The organism is Streptomyces natalensis ATCC 27448, assembly GCF_000935125.1.
Lineage (GTDB): Bacteria > Actinomycetota > Actinomycetes > Streptomycetales > Streptomycetaceae > Streptomyces > Streptomyces natalensis.
Genome location: NZ_JRKI01000061.1, coordinates 618,931 through 633,267 on the forward strand (window position 1 = coordinate 618,931; position 14,337 = coordinate 633,267).

Consider the following 14,337-nt stretch of genomic DNA (forward strand, 5'->3'; position numbering starts at 1 on the left):
GCCGGGCAGCGCGGGGAGGCGCGGCCGGCGAACGGGCCGGGGCAGGCGCAGGGCGGGCAGTCCGGCGCGTATCTGGCGCATTTCCGGGTGTGGCGCGGCGATGCGGACGGCGGCGGGCTGGAGGACTTCCGGGTCGAGGTGCACGAGGGCGAGGTGGTGCTGGACATCATCCACCGGCTCCAGGCGACGCAGGCGTCCGATCTGGCGGTCCGCTGGAACTGCAAGGCGGGCAAATGCGGTTCGTGCAGCGCGGAGATCAACGGCCGGCCGCGGCTGATGTGCATGACACGGATGTCGGTGTTCGACCGTACGGAGACGGTGACGGTCACCCCGATGCGGGCCTTTCCGGTCGTGCGGGACCTGGTCACCGATGTGTCGTTCAACTACGCCAAGGCCCGCGAGGTACCCGCGTTCGTGCCGCCGGCGGAGCTGGGGCCCGGCGAGTACCGCATGCAGCAGGAGGATGTGAACCGCTCGCAGGAGTTCCGTAAGTGCATCGAGTGCTTCCTGTGCCAGAACACCTGCCATGTGGTGCGCGACCACGAGGAGAACAAGGCCGCGTTCGCCGGGCCGCGCTTCCTGATGCGGATCGCCGAGCTGGACATGCATCCCCTGGACGCGGCCCCGGAGGCCGGTCTGGACCGTAAGGGCACCGCGCAGGACGAGCACGGCCTGGGCTACTGCAACATCACCAAATGCTGTACCGAGGTCTGCCCGGAGAACATCAAGATCACCGACAATGCGCTGATCCCGCTGAAGGAGCGGGTCGCGGACCGCAAGTACGACCCGCTGGTGTGGCTGGGCAACAAGATCCGGCGCCGCGGCCAGTGACCGGTTTACGTACCGGACCGCAAAACGGCACGGACGCCGCGCAGCTGAGCCGGCGCGGGCTGCTGGCGGGTCTCGGCGGCGTCCCGCTGGCGGCGGCCGCCGGGACGCCCGACGGCGGCCGCCAGGAGCGCCCGAGGGCCCCGGGAGGGCCGCCGCGGCTGCGGGGCGAGAGGCGCACCACCGTGCTGCGCGGCGCGGAGCTGGTGCTGACCATGGACCCCGGGATCGGCAGCGGCGAGCTGGGCGAGCTCGACGGCGGCACCGACGTCCTGCTGCACGACGGCCGGATCGCCGCCCTGGGCAGGGGCCTTCCCGTACCGCGCGGTGCGCGGGTGGTGGACGCCGCCGGGCAGCTGGTGCTGCCCGGCGGCGTCGACCTCCACAACCATCTGTGGCAGTCCAGCATCCGCGGCGGCTGCGCCACCCAGGACCTCTACGGCTGGATGGCCGGCTGCGAGCGCATCACCCTGCCCCGGATCGGCCCCCGGGACATGTACCGCTTCGTCCATCTGGCGGCCCTCGACGCCCTGGCGACGGGCGTGACCACCGTCGTCGACTGGGTGCACCCGATCCCGTACGACACCAGCGAGCGCTATGTGCGCGCGCTGGACGACGCCGGGCTGCGGTTCGTCTACGCCGCGGCGCAGGGCCCGGACGCCATCGCCCTCGTGCCGAAGGTCAAGAAGGACCTTCTCGACCCGCTGCCGCTGGCGTCGGCGCAGGTGGCGGTGCGTGCGGGGATGCCGGCGCTGACGGAGCTGCGGCAGTTCCGCGAGGTCGCCCGGGACCTCGGTGTGATGGTCAACGCGCATGTCCTCGAAAACCGCAGGGACCGCAAGGACGAGCCGATCCGCTCGCTGCGCGAGAGCGGCGTCTTCGGGCCGGACCTGCTGATGAACCATGCGGTCCACCTCACCGACGAGGAGATCGCGCTGAGCGGCGAGCACGAGGTGCGGGTCGCGCACTGTCCGCTGAGCAATATGCGCCTGGCGTCCGGCATCATGCCGCTGCCCGCGCTGCACCGGTGCGGTGTACGCGCCGGGCTCGGGCACGACGGCGGCACCAATGACACCTCCGACATGTTCGGTGTGATGAAGGCGGCGGTCGGGCTCCAGCGGGCGCGGCACGAGGACGCCGGGATCCATCCGACGATCCCGGCCGTGCTGCGGATGGCGACGCTGGGCGGCGCGGAGTGTCTGGGCATGGCCGACCGGATCGGCTCGCTGACGCCCGGCAAACGCGCCGATGTGCTGGTCCTGGACCCCGCCACCCTGAACTTCGCCCCGCGTTTCGACTGGACCAGCCAGATCGTGCTCAACGGCCAGCCGCCGAACGTCAGTTACGTCTTCGTCGACGGGCATCTGCGCAAGGCGGCGGGCGAGCTGGTGGACGTGGACACCGCGCGGGTGGTCCGGGAGGCGGAACGGGCGGCGGCCCACGTCCGGGAGGCGTGAGCCGGGCTCGGGGAGGCGTGAGCCGGCCTCCGGGAGGCGTGAGCCGGGCTCGGGGAGGCGTGAGCCGGGCTCGGGGAGGCGTGAGCCGGGCTCGGGGAGGCGTGAGCCGGGCTCGGGGAGGCGTGAGCCGGGCTCGGGGAGGCGTGAGCCGGGCTCGGGGAGGCGTGAGCCGGGCTCGGGGAGGCGTGAGCCGGGCTCGGGGAGGCGTGAGCCGGGCTCGGGGAGGCGTGAGCCGGGCTCGGGGAGGCGTGAGCCGGGCTCGGGGAGGCGTGAGCCGGGCTCGGGGAGGCGTGAGCCGGGCTCGGGGAGGCGTGAGCCGGGCTCGGGGAGGCGTGAGCCGGGCTCGGGGAGGCGTGAGCCGGGCTCGGGGAGGCGTGAGCCGGGCTCGGGGAGGCGTGAGCCGGGCTCGGGGAGGCGTGAGCCGGGCTCGGGGAGGCGTGAGCCGGGCTCGGGGAGGCGTGAGCCGGGCTCGGGGAGGCGTGAGCCGGGCTCGGGGAGGCGTGAGCCGGGCTCGGGGAGGCGTGAGCCGGGCTCGGGGAGGCGTGAGCCGGGCTCGGGGAGGCGTGAGCCGGGCTCGGGGAGGCGTGAGCCGGGCTCGGGGAGGCGTGAGCCGGGCTCGGGGAGGCGTGGGCCGGGCTCCGGGAGGCGTGGGCCGGCCCGCCGCCTCAGAACAGGCTCAGCAGCGCCTCCGTCGGGTCCGCCGGGGCCGAGTCGCCGTCGGGGAGGGGCAGTTCGAACCAGACGGTTTTGCCGCGGGGGGTGCGGCGGCTGCCCCAGCCGGTGCTCAGGAGGCCGACCAGCTGGAGGCCGCGGCCGCCCTCGTCGGTGTCGCGGGCGCGGCGGCGGCGCGGCTGGGCGAGGTCGGCGTCCCAGACCTCGCAGACCAGGGTGCGGTCCAGCAGCAGCCGCACCCGGATCTCGCCGTGGCCGTGCCGTAGCGCATTGGTCACCAGCTCGCTGACCAGCAGCTCGGTGGTGTCGACCAGGTCTTGCAGGCCCCAGTCGGTGAGCTGGTCGCGGGCCAGTTCGCGGGCGCGGGCCACCGAGCGGGCCTCCGGTGCCAGGCTCCAGTCGCCCACCGCGTCCTTGGGCAGCCCGTGCACCCGGGCCATCAGCAGGGCGATGTCGTCCTCGCCGTGCGAGGTGTCCAGGGCGCTCAGGACGTGGTCGCAGACGTCCTCCAGCGGGCGGCCGGCGTCCGACAGGGCCCGGCGGAATGCCTGGAGCCCCTCGTCCAGCGGGTGGTGGCGGGATTCGACCAGGCCGTCGGTGTAGAGCGCGAGCAGCGCGCCGTCCGGCAGCTCGACCTCGATCTCCTCGAACGGTTCGCCGCCGACGCCCAGCGGCATGCCCGGCGGTACGTCGAGCAGCAGGGCGTCCTCGCCGTCCTCGACGAGGACCGGCGGCAGATGGCCGGCGTTGGCGAAGGTGCAGCGCCGGGTGATCGGGTCGTAGACGGCGTAGACGCAGGTGGCGAGGTAGACCTCGGACAGGTCGGCGGCGGGGGTCAGGGCGCCGTGCTCGGGCATTCCGGCGGCCGCTCCGGAGCGGCTGCGCGGCGCTCTGGCGCTGGTGCGGCCGTCGCCGGTGCCGCCGAGCCCGCGGGCGATCTCGTCGAGGGCGGAGAGAACCTCGGCCGGTTCGAGGTCGAGGAGCGCCAGCGTCCTTACGGCGGTGCGCAGTTCGCCCATGGCGACCGCGGCGCGCAGGCCGCGGCCCATGACGTCGCCGACGACCAGGGCGGTGCGGTGGCCGGGGAGTTCGATGACGTCGAACCAGTCGCCGCCGACCTCGGTGGCGGTGGTGCCGGGCAGATAGCGGCAGGCGATGTCCAGGCCGGCGGCCTCCGGGTCGCCCGGGGGCAGCAGGCTGCGCTGGAGGATCAGGGCGCGCTCGTGTTCGCGGCGGTAGAGGCGGGCGTTGTCGATGCAGACCGCGGCGCGTGCGGCCAGTTCGACGGCCAGGGCGGTGTCGCGTTCGCCGAAGGGTTCGCTGCCCTTCGTACGGGAGAACTGCACCAGTCCGACGACGGTGTCGCGGGCGACCATCGGGACGGCGAGGGTGGAGTGGACCACCGCGCCCAGTTCGGGGCCGTCGTCGCTCTCGCGGCCGGGGACGATCTGCGCCTGGCCGGTGCGCAGGGCGGCCGCGCAGGGGGAGTTGAAGGGGTAACGGTGGACGGCGCCGACGGCGACCGGGCCGTCGGGGGAGCCGTCCTCGGGGGTGCGGCGGCCGGCGGTGGCCAGCGGGGCGTCGGAGACCGCGCTGGAGAAGGCGACGCGGCGCAGTTCGGCGCTGCCGTCGCTCATGCCGGGCGGGGTCTCGTCGCCCGCGAGCAGGCCCTGGTAGAGGTCGACGGAGGCCAGATCGCAGAACTGCGGGACGGCGACGTCCAGGAGGGTGCGTGCGGTGGTCTCCAGGTCGAGCGAATTGCCTATCCGGGACCCGGCTTCGTTGAGCAGGGCGAGGTTGCGGCGGGCGTTGGCGGCCTCGCGTTCGGCGCGGCGGCGGCCGGTGACGTCGGCGGCGAGGGCGGCGACGCCGATGGGGCGGCCGCTGGCGCCGTGCAGACGGTAGAGGGAGACCGACCAGCGGCGGCGTTCCTCCTCGCCGGGCACCGCGCCGACGAACTGCATTTCGGCGACCGGTTCGCCGGTCTCCAGGACGCGGCGCAGGGCGGCGGTCATCCGCTCGGCCTCGGGGCGGGGCAGGAAGTCGTGCGGGGTCAGGCCGCGGTACTTTCCGGCCGGTCCGCCGAAGACGGTGGCGAAGCGTTCGTTGACGCGCAGCAGCTTCAGGTCCGTACTGAACAGGGTGAAGCCCATGGGAGATTGACCGAAAACGGCCTGCGAGGCGGCGAGGTCGGTCTCGATGCCGCGCATCGCCCGGACGTCGACGACCAGGCAGACCGCGGCGCGCTCGCCGGCCGCGTTCCGTGACGGCATCAGATAGATCTCGGCGAGTCCGTCGGCGTCGCCGCCCTGACTGCGGCGGTAAGGCACCAGGCCGGTCCATTCGCGGCCGTCGAGGATCTCGGACACCTTGCGGCGGCCGCCCTCGTGCAGCTCCGGGGGGACGAACGCCTCGATGGGGTCCTGGCCCACGGCGTGGCGGGCGGGGATGCCGAGCATGTCGGCGGCGCGTTCGCTCCACTGCTCGATGCGGCCGTCGGGCCCCAGGGAGAAGGAGGCGACGCGGATGTAGTCGTAGAGGGATCCGGGCCGGCTGCTCTGCCAGACCGGCAGGCGTTGCGCGCCGTGCGCAGGCAGGTGTCCGCCTGGATCGCCCGGACCGTCCACCTCGCCCCGGCTCTCGGTCTGCGCGGCCTTCGCCCCACCACGTGACATCTCGCTCACGAGCCCCGTCCCCTCCAGCTCATCGTGCCCGGACCGGACCAGGCCGAGTATCCAGCACCTCGGCTATCCGGAACACGGTCTTCACGATCACAGCACAGTCTCGATCGCAGGCCATCCACAGAATGTCGATGAAATGGCAACGATCAGGACTCCACATGTCTCCTAACCAGCCACCGACAGCTCGAACCACACTGTCTTGCCAGTCTTTCCCCGCCGGGTGCCCCAGCGCTTGGAACTGCACGCGACCAGCTGCAGTCCGCGGCCGCCTTCGTCGTCGGGGGTGGCGGTGCGTTCCCGTGGGGGGTCGGGCAGCGGGTCGGAGACCTCGACGAGGAGCGCGCCGGAGCTGAGCAGCACCATGCGGACGCCGATGGGGCCGGTGGCATGGCGCAGGGAGTTGGTGACCAGTTCGCTGACGAGGAGGACGGCCACGTCCACGGCGCCGTTCAGGCCCCAGTCGTCGAGGGTTTCGCGGACCTTGGTGCGGGCGGTGCGTACCGCTCCCGGGTCGGCGGGGAAGCTCCATTCGGCGATCGGTGAACCGGAGGCCATGGTGCGCCGGCGGGCGTGCGGGGAGGACGGCTCGGGGGCCCCTGCCGCTGCGCTGTCGCTCACGCCGATCACTTCCCACGCCGATGGGCCCCCGTCGACGGGCCGGCTCGGTACGGCTGCTGAGTGCGCGCCTGGCACATTCGCCTGCTCTGCCGGGGTTAATCAGGACATACCCGGTATCGGGACCTAAGTATCGCCTTCAACCGTGCACTGTGGCACAAATGGCGCATCTTCGCGCGGCGAGCGGACCGGCGGGTTCCGGTGGGTATCGTCGCGCGCTCCACCCCCCGCCGGTACGCTGCCGCGGCCGCACGCCGGGTTTGCGGTCGCGCACGCCGAGCGGGGCGGCGCGTGCAGCAGAACGGCGCGTCCAGCGGCAGGGCGGCACGCCGCGCCACGGGACGCCGCGGGCGGCCAGGGGCACGGCCGCGGCCCCGGCGCCGTTACGACAGCGCGCCGCGCTGCTGTACGGGCACCGCGGACAGCCGGCGCATCGCCTCGGCGACGGCCGGGCGGTCCTGGTCGAGCCAGTCGACCTGCTGCTCCTCGCCGGGCAGCAGCCAGCGCAGCTCGTCATGATCCTGGAGCGGGCGCGGTCGGCCGGAGAGCAGCCGGGCCGTCCACACCCGGAGCACGAAGCCGGGCCGCAGCACCCACTCGCCGGGGATCCGGTCCTGCGCCACCGCCTCGACACCCAGCTCCTCGCGCAGCTCACGCACCAGCGCCTGCTCGGGCGTCTCGCCGTCCTCCACCTTGCCGCCGGGCAGCTCCCAGCGGCCCGCCAGGGCGGGCGGTGCGCTGCGCCGCGCGGCCAGCAGCCGCCCGCGGTCGCACACCGCTGCACCCACCACTACGCGCACGGTCGTCATGCGCCGCAGCCTACGTCCCCCGTCGCCGTCCCGCCCCTGCTCCCGTCCCCTCAGGTGGTCGCCCGGCCCACCCGCTCGACCACGTAGAGCTGGCGGCGCCCCCTGGTGTCCAGCCGGTCGGCGACCCGCTCGGCCTCCGCCCGGGTGGCATAACGGCCGACGCGATAGCGGTTGCCGCCTTCGTCCTGGCGGATGACGAGCCAGGGCAGCACGGCCCCAGTGTCGTTCATTGCGCCCCTCCGTCCGCCGCACGCTGCGCCGTCATGCGCCCCTCCTGTGCTGATGCCGAAATCGCAATCCGCATATGCCCGAGCGTACGCCCGACCTTTACGCACCGCATTCGAATTGGCACAAAGAGATACCGAACCGGCCACCCGCGGGCCCCCGGGGACCGGGAGCGGCCCGCAAGTGGCCGGTGAGAGACGGGAGCCGTACGCGACGTACGGGGACGGAATCAGGCGCCCACGGGGGCCTTGTCCTTGTCGCCCTCCGCCGCGGCCTCGGCGGCCTCGGCGGCGAGCTCCGCCTCGGTCGCGACCAGCGTCGGGTTGCGCCAGGCGCTGCGCACACCCCAGTAGTAGAAGGCCAGGCCCAGCGCCGCGACCAGGGCGAGGTCCACACCCTCGGGGATGTAGCCCTTGCCGCCGAACTCCTTGCCGCCGAAGAACGACACGGTGGCCATGACCAGCAGATACGCCACCATCCAGGCGCCGGCCTTCAGGTGCGGGGCCAGCTCGGCCCACGGCTTGCGGCCCTGGGTGAGCGGCTTGCCGATCTCGTACCAGGCCCACACCGGCAGACCCACGGCCATGATCAGGATGACCTTGCCGGTCAGCGGCCAACGGCCCCAGTAGAGCACCAGCGAGCCGAAGATCATCGCGATCGGCGCGATGACCGGCATCGCCCGCAGCTTGACCGGGCGCACCAGATCCGGCGAGATCCGGCGCAGCGCCATCACGGCCACGGGGCCGGTGATGTACGAGATGACCGTGGCGATGGAGACGATCTCGGCCAGCGAGCCCCAGCCGCGGAAGACCGCGAGGAAGAGGAAGGCGATCACGAGGTTGAGCAGCAGCGCCGGGCGCGGCACACCGGTCTTCTTGTCCACCTTGCCGAAGACGCCGGGCAGATGGCCGTTCTCCTGCACGCCCTGGATCATGCGCGAGGTGGTGGCGGCGTAGATCATGCCCGTACCGGACGGCGAGATGAAGGCGTCCGCGTACAGCAGCAGCGCCAGCCAGTTCAGGCCCCAGGTGACGGCGAGGTCGGCCAGCGGGGAGTTGTAGTTGAGGGCGGACCAGCCGTCGGCGCCGAGCTTGTCGCCGGGCACCGCCATCAGGAACGCCACCTGGAGGGCGACGTAGATCACCAGCGCGATGATGATCGAGGAGATGACGGCCTTGGGCAGCGACTTGCCCGGGTTGCGGGCCTCACCGGCGAGGTTCAGCGGGGACTGGAAGCCGTTGTAGGCCCAGACGATGCCGGAGACGGCGACGGCGGTGAAGACCGAGCTCCAGCCGTTGGGGGTGAAGCCGCCCTGCCGCGCCATGTTGTGCGTGTCGAAGTGCGCGTACATCAGGGCGCTGGCGGTCAGCACCGGCACGACGACCTTGAAGACCGTGATCGCGGTGTTCGTCTTCGCGAACAGCGAGATCGCGAACCAGTTCATGAAGAAGTAGAAGATCAGCAGGACGCTGGCGAGCCCGACGCCGGTGCCGGTCAGCTCCTTGCCGTCGTAGAGCGCGTGCGCCCAGTCGTACTTCCACGAGCTCATGTACTGGACGGAGGCGGTCGCCTCGCCCGGAATGACCGAGACGATGGCGATCCAGTTGGCCCAGGCCGCCAGATAGCCGGCGAGCGAACCGTGCGAGTACTGGCCGTAGCGGACCATGCCGCCCGCCTTCGGGAACATCGCGCCGAGCTCGGAGTAGGTGAGCGCGATCGTGAGCGCCACGAGCGCTCCGATGACCCAGGCCAGGATCGCGGCCGGTCCGGCGATGGCGGCGGCCCGCTGGGCTCCGAAGAGCCAGCCCGAACCGATGATGGACCCGAGACCAGTGGCGGTCAGGGCAATGGTCCCGAGGGACCGACGGTAGTTCGAGCGCGAGCCCTGCTCCGCGCTCGGTGTCTTCGTCGTGGTCACGTGCTGGTCTCCTGGTCTTCCCCCGTGCCGTGCACAAACTTCGCCATCGTAAGAGCGAATTCGAAGATCGGGTTCCCGAAGGCAGTAAAAAGACGCGCTGAGTTGAGGCGGTGTGAGGTTTCCAACACCGATATACGGACCCCAGGTGCGGAGAAATCCGGGCATACCGGATGACCGGTTGAGGTATTGCGGACCGCGGGGCGGCGTTCGGGATTCGTTGTCCGGGCGTACGGGAGGCGCCAGGGAGGCCCGGGAAAGCGTCAGGGAGGCGCCAGGAAGGCCCGCTAGCGCACCGGCAGGTGATAGGTGACCCGGTGGCGGTCCGCGAGGGTGACCACATCGGCCGTTTCGACCGGGCGGCCGCCGGCGAAGTACGTACGGGAGATGACCAGAACGGCATGCCCGGGCACCCCGCCCAGCGCCATGGCCTCCTCCGCCAGCCCCGGCCGCGCCCCGACCTCCTCGATGACGTTGTCCACCACGACGTCGATGGCCGCCATCCGCTCGACCACCCCGCGCCCGGCCAGCGGCCCCTCCTCCGGCAGCATCACGGGGGTGCGCCCGGTCACTTCCAGCGGCTCCCAGGAGGTGGAGAGCATCGACGGCTCCCCCTCGGCCCGGAAGAGATAGCGGGTCCGCATCACCCTGCCGCCCGCCGGGATCCGCAGCCGCGCCGCGACCGCCGTACCGGCGCCCTCCTGGCGACTGCTGGACTCCCAGGTCCCCTTCACCCGTTCATCGGTCTGCTCCTGACGGAAGGGCGAGGTGCACGAGCCCGTCTGAAAACCTGCGCGGGCGATACGGCGCGGCACGGGCTGCTCGCGTACGTATGTGCCCGATCCCGAGCGGCCCTCGACCAGCCCCTCGGCCATCAGGACCTTGCGCGCCTCCAGGGCGACGGTGTCCGAGACGCCGTACTCCTCGCGGATACGGGCCTGGGAGGGGAGGCGGGTGTGCGGCGGCAGCAACCCGTTGACGATCTTCTGGCGCAGGTCGCCTGCGACGCGGAGGTACGCGGGCTGCTCACCGAAAGGCACGTGCCCCTCCCAACAGCTTGACAGTCAGCAACAGCGTGGCAACCGCGTGTTCATCATCGCAACCCAGGGCCAAAGCATGGCGTAAAGCGATGCATTGCAGCTCAACCGGCTTGCGATGCGCCCCGCCATCGGCCCATCGTGCAGCACACGCCCCTCCCATCCCGTGAACCACGCGCATCCCCGGCACCGCACTCCCCAAATGCACGCCCACGCGCCCCCGGACATGACACGATCACCTCACGGCCCGGCCGCCTCACAGGTTGATCGCACGCTTTGATCGCACGCTTTTGACCGCACGCTCCGAAGAAATCCGAGGAAAGGGATCCGCGATGCCCATCGAGCCCGGATCGCCACCCGTCCCGCTCCGTACGGGCGAGGAACTCCGGCTCTCCCCCATGCCCGACAACTGGCAGCGCGCCCTGGCCGTCGTCGCCCACCCCGACGACCTCGAATACGGCGCCGCGGCCGCCATCGCCGAATGGACCGCGGCCGGACGGGAGATCACCTATCTGCTGGCCACCCGGGGCGAGGCCGGGATCGACGGGATCGCGCCGGAGAAATGCGCCGCGCTCCGCGAGGCCGAACAGCGCGCCGGCGCCGCGCTCGTGGGGGTGGACACCGTCGAGTTCCTCGACCACCCCGACGGCGTCATAGAGGGCGGCACGGCACTGCGCCGCGATCTGGCCGCGGCCATCCGCCGCCACCGCCCGGAGCTGCTGATCACCCTCAACCACCACGACACCTGGGGCGGTGTCCAGTGGAACACCCCCGACCACCGGGTGGTGGGCCGCGCCGTCCTGGACGCGGCGGGCGATGCGGGCAACCGCTGGATCTTCCCCGAGCTCAAGGACGAACAGGGCCTCGCCCCGTGGACGGGCGTGCGCTGGGTGGCCGTGGCGGGCTCCCCGTACCCCACCCATGCCGCGGAGGTCGGCCCCGGCATCGAGCGCGCGGTCGCCTCGCTCGCCGCCCACGAGGCGTACATCAAGGGCCTCGTCGGCACCGAGCAGGACCCCGCGGCCTACGCCCGCACCTTCATCGAGCAGATGCTCCGCATGGGCGGTGAACGCTATCGGGGACGCCCGGCGACGCTGTTTCAGGTGTTTCCGCGGTAGGGCGCTGTTGCCGGGGTAGGCGGGGATGTGGTTGGCCGGAATCCGGTTGGCCGGGATGTGGTTGGCCGGGATGCGGTTGGCCGGAATCCCTCGCCTGTTACGTCGCCGCCGGGGCGCACGGCGGGTGCCGAACACCCCCGGCGTGCCGCCGTGCGCCCCGGCGGCGATGGACGAGGCGATGCGCAGAGGGGTACCTCACCAGGATTGCCGGGCTCCGCCGGCGCTCAAGGAGGGGTGCACTCATGAAGGTCAGAGCCGTCAGGCACGGTGACACATGGGGGAAGGCCGTCGTCATCGGCGGAGGCTACTCAGGTCTCGTGACGGCCCGCGTACTGGCCGACCATTTCGCCGAAGTGGTCATCCTCGAACAGGACCCGCTCGACGAACACACCGGCACCCACCCGCATGTGCCGCAGGGCTACCACGCCCACGCCCTGCTGGCCAAGGGCGCAGAGGTCCTGGAGACGTTGTTCCCGGGGCTCCGCGCGGAACTCAAGGACATCGGAGCCCCGGTGTTCGACTACGGCGAACACATCAGTTTCCTCCTGCCCGCCGGGTTCGCCCCGCGCCGGCGCACGGGCGTGAAGGTCCAGACGTTCACCCGGGACGAACTGGAGCGGCGCCTGCGCAGCAAGGTGCTCGCGCTGCCCCAGGTGACGCTGCTTCCGGCCACCCGGTGCCACGGTCTGAAAATGAGCGGCCCCGGGACGGTGGACCGGGTGCTCTACCGTACCGACGGCGACGAGAAACCCACGGAGCTCGCGGCGGACCTGGTGGTCAACACCTCCGGACGGGCAGGCGCTTTGGACGACTGGCTCGCGGAGATGGGCCTGCCCGCGCCCGAGAAACGCGTCGTCAAGGCGAAGATCACCTACACCTCGACACAGTTCGAACGGCCGGAGAAGAACCGGCCGGACTTCAACATCGCCTACCAGATGACGTTCGCCCCCCACACCCCTCGGGGCGGTGTCCTCCTGGCAGTGGAGCGCAACCGCTGGATGTGCTCGTTGTTCGGATTCGAGGACCAGCTGCCGCCCACCGAGAACGCCGCCTATCTGGATTTCGCGAAGAGCCTGAAGAACCCCCTGCTGGCCGAGCAGATCGAAGGCCGCACCACCGAGGAGCCGACCTATCGCTACACCAATGTCAACAATCAGTGGCGGCTCTACCACAAGCTCAAGGACTGGCCGGACCGCCTCATCGCCCTGGGCGACGCGGTCTGCGTGTTCAACCCCGTCTACGGGCAGGGCCTGACCGTCGCCGCGATGGAAGCCGAGCTCCTTCATCGCATGCTGACCGACCGCAAGAAGCTCAGGTCCGGTGGCCTGGACGGTCTGAGCAGGGGCTACCAGCGCGCGGTGGCACGCATCGTGCTGACGCCGTGGACCCTGTCGAGCAGCTCGGACCTGATGTGGAGCCCGCACGGCCAGCCCCTCACGGCGAGGATCGCCCACTGGTACAACAAGCACCTCTTCGAGGTGTCGGTCCGCGACGCACGGGTGTGGTCCCGCTTCGCGCGGGTGGCCAACATGGTGGCCCCGCCCACCGCGTTGTTCCATCCCACGGTCGTGGCCAAAGTCATCGGCCAGGCCCTGTCCGGCCGCCGCACCCGTCAGGCCCATTAGGCAGATGGAGCGGGGGCGGGGATCTGGCGGGGGCCCAGCGGGGAGGCGGCGGGGCGTATCGGGCGGGGGTGTGCCGTGGCGTCCCGCCTCGCCCGCGCCTCGCCCCGTCACCCCCGTCACCCCTCCGCCTCCGCCTCCGTCCCTCCGTCAGGCGCTCGCCGCCACGAAGCGCGTCACCAACGCGGCGATCTCGGCGGGCCGTTCGAGCAGCATCGCGTGGGTGGCGTCGACCCCCGCCACCGTCACTCGCTCCTGCGTCCGTGCCAGCTCGTCCAGATCGCGTCGCAGGCCCTCCGTGTAGGCCGCCATCAGCGCGTCGAACCACGGCGGTACGCCCGGCACCGGTGGGTTCGGCCGCAGGGCGCGGGCGATGAGCAGCGGCCGGGTGATTCGCCGGTAGAGCGCGAACAGATCGAGCCCCGCCATCGCCTCCTGTGCCTCCCGCGCCCGTTCACGCCCCGGCCGCAGGAACAACTGCCCGTCCGGCGTCTCCCCCAGCGACCGCCGCACCCCCGCCTCCAGCAACGCGTACGCGATCCCCAACTGACCTGCCATAGAGGCCTGATAGCCGAGCACCCCGGCCAACGCCTCGGCCGGGAAGGGCCGCCCGCCCGCCTCGTCGGCGAACTTCCGTGCCTCGGCGAGCCGTTGCGTCACGTACCCGGCATCCAGCCCCACGTACTGCTCGGGCCGCCCCATCCCGTGACCGTCCAGATTCACCGCCGCCCGAGCGCCCCGTTCCAGACACAGCGCGGCCACCATCCCGCCCATCGAATGCCCGACGACCACGGCGTCCGCCATCGCCGTCCCGTAGGAGTCCAGCACCGCCGCCGCATCCCCGGTCGCCGTCTCGAACGTCCAAGGACGCGTGCCGTCCCCCGACCGCCCATGGGCCCGCAGATCCATCGCCACGACCCGATGCCGTACGGCCAGCAGCGGCGCCACCGGCTCCCAGTCCGCCAGCGTCCGCCCCGCGCCGTGCAGCAGCAGGACGGTGGGCCCGTCGCCGCCGTAATCGCGTACGGCCAGCGATACGCCGTCACCCGCAACGCAGACGCCTTCCACCGCCACTTGGGTCGTTTCCCGGCGCCCTTCCCGGGGCGATTCTTCCGTCATTCCTTCAGTCATGCGTCCACGCTAGGCCCGTAAAAAGTGACCGAAATCCCCTGCGCGAACGATGACTTCACCGCCCCACCCGGGCCATAATGGACAGAGCCCAAACGCCGACGCCCGTGGCCGGGCGGCGAGGTACAACCCGGTCGCTTCCGACTGGCCTCCGGCCGGTTCGTGCGTCGGCAGATGCGGTGTCCCGACTTCCCGTACTTCTCCCCGGTCGCTCCGACCGCGGCGAGGCG

At 71.9% G+C, this 14,337-nt stretch carries 11 protein-coding genes; 4 read left to right on the forward strand and 7 right to left on the reverse strand.

The window, feature by feature from the left end; translation table 11 throughout:
• Positions 1–72 precede the first annotated feature (72 nt).
• Together SNA_RS33480 and SNA_RS33485 are read left to right on the forward strand one after the other, a co-directional pair.
• Positions 73–831 carry a succinate dehydrogenase/fumarate reductase iron-sulfur subunit gene (locus tag SNA_RS33480; RefSeq protein ID WP_030065866.1) on the forward strand — a complete coding sequence of 253 codons (759 nt, stop codon included), beginning with the start codon at positions 73–75 and terminating at the stop codon, positions 829–831.
• A complete protein-coding gene (locus SNA_RS33485; RefSeq protein ID WP_241779936.1) occupies positions 828–2,285 on the forward strand; it encodes an amidohydrolase family protein in 1,458 nt (485 codons plus the stop codon). The genes SNA_RS33480 and SNA_RS33485 overlap by 4 nt, the downstream gene beginning before the upstream one ends.
• Before the next feature lie 665 nt (positions 2,286–2,950).
• On the opposite strand, the gene SNA_RS33490 is transcribed toward SNA_RS33485, so the two are convergent.
• From SNA_RS33490 to SNA_RS33515, 6 genes are all read right to left on the reverse strand, one after another.
• Positions 2,951–5,632, reverse strand: a complete 2,682-nt coding sequence (locus SNA_RS33490; protein WP_241779964.1) for a SpoIIE family protein phosphatase — start codon at positions 5,630–5,632, stop codon at positions 2,951–2,953.
• Positions 5,633–5,803: 171 nt separating this feature from the next.
• Positions 5,804–6,265 carry an ATP-binding protein gene (locus SNA_RS33495; protein ID WP_037788847.1) on the reverse strand — a complete coding sequence of 154 codons (462 nt, stop codon included), beginning with the start codon at positions 6,263–6,265 and terminating at the stop codon, positions 5,804–5,806.
• Between the two features lie 371 nt (positions 6,266–6,636).
• Positions 6,637–7,062, reverse strand: a complete 426-nt coding sequence (locus tag SNA_RS33500; RefSeq protein WP_198535173.1) for a (deoxy)nucleoside triphosphate pyrophosphohydrolase — start codon at positions 7,060–7,062, stop codon at positions 6,637–6,639.
• Positions 7,063–7,112: 50 nt separating this feature from the next.
• Positions 7,113–7,292 (reverse strand): SPOR domain-containing protein, encoded by a 180-nt coding sequence (locus SNA_RS33505; RefSeq protein ID WP_030064332.1) that lies wholly within the window; start codon positions 7,290–7,292, stop codon positions 7,113–7,115.
• A 224-nt stretch (positions 7,293–7,516) separates the two neighbouring features.
• Positions 7,517–9,205, reverse strand: a complete 1,689-nt coding sequence (locus tag SNA_RS33510) for an APC family permease (RefSeq protein WP_030064333.1) — start codon at positions 9,203–9,205, stop codon at positions 7,517–7,519.
• A gap of 284 nt (positions 9,206–9,489) precedes the next feature.
• A complete protein-coding gene (locus SNA_RS33515) occupies positions 9,490–10,242 on the reverse strand; it encodes a GntR family transcriptional regulator (protein WP_030064334.1) in 753 nt (250 codons plus the stop codon).
• A gap of 329 nt (positions 10,243–10,571) precedes the next feature.
• Here SNA_RS33515 and SNA_RS33520 point away from each other — a divergent pair, with 329 nt between their 5' ends.
• Together SNA_RS33520 and SNA_RS33525 are read left to right on the forward strand one after the other, a co-directional pair.
• A complete protein-coding gene (locus SNA_RS33520; RefSeq protein WP_044368100.1) occupies positions 10,572–11,357 on the forward strand; it encodes a PIG-L deacetylase family protein in 786 nt (261 codons plus the stop codon).
• A gap of 242 nt (positions 11,358–11,599) precedes the next feature.
• Positions 11,600–12,982, forward strand: coding sequence for an FAD-dependent oxidoreductase (locus SNA_RS33525; protein WP_044368101.1), 1,383 nt, complete (start codon positions 11,600–11,602; stop codon positions 12,980–12,982).
• A 147-nt stretch (positions 12,983–13,129) separates the two neighbouring features.
• Here the strand turns inward: SNA_RS33525 and SNA_RS33530 are convergent, their stop codons facing one another.
• Positions 13,130–14,110, reverse strand: a complete 981-nt coding sequence (locus SNA_RS33530; protein WP_241779937.1) for an alpha/beta fold hydrolase — start codon at positions 14,108–14,110, stop codon at positions 13,130–13,132.
• Positions 14,111–14,337: the final 227 nt, after the last annotated feature.

Coding starts and splice junctions, on each gene's coding strand:
- SNA_RS33490 (WP_241779964.1), bottom strand. CDS start 5,632: ATGTCACGTGGTGGGGCGAAGGCCGCGCAGACCGAGAGCCGGGGCGAG.
- SNA_RS33500 (WP_198535173.1), bottom strand. CDS start 7,062: ATGACGACCGTGCGCGTAGTGGTGGGTGCAGCGGTGTGCGACCGCGGG.
- SNA_RS33505 (WP_030064332.1), bottom strand. CDS start 7,292: ATGAACGACACTGGGGCCGTGCTGCCCTGGCTCGTCATCCGCCAGGAC.
- SNA_RS33520 (WP_044368100.1), top strand. CDS start 10,572: ATGCCCATCGAGCCCGGATCGCCACCCGTCCCGCTCCGTACGGGCGAG.
- SNA_RS33525 (WP_044368101.1), top strand. CDS start 11,600: ATGAAGGTCAGAGCCGTCAGGCACGGTGACACATGGGGGAAGGCCGTC.
- SNA_RS33530 (WP_241779937.1), bottom strand. CDS start 14,110: ATGACTGAAGGAATGACGGAAGAATCGCCCCGGGAAGGGCGCCGGGAA.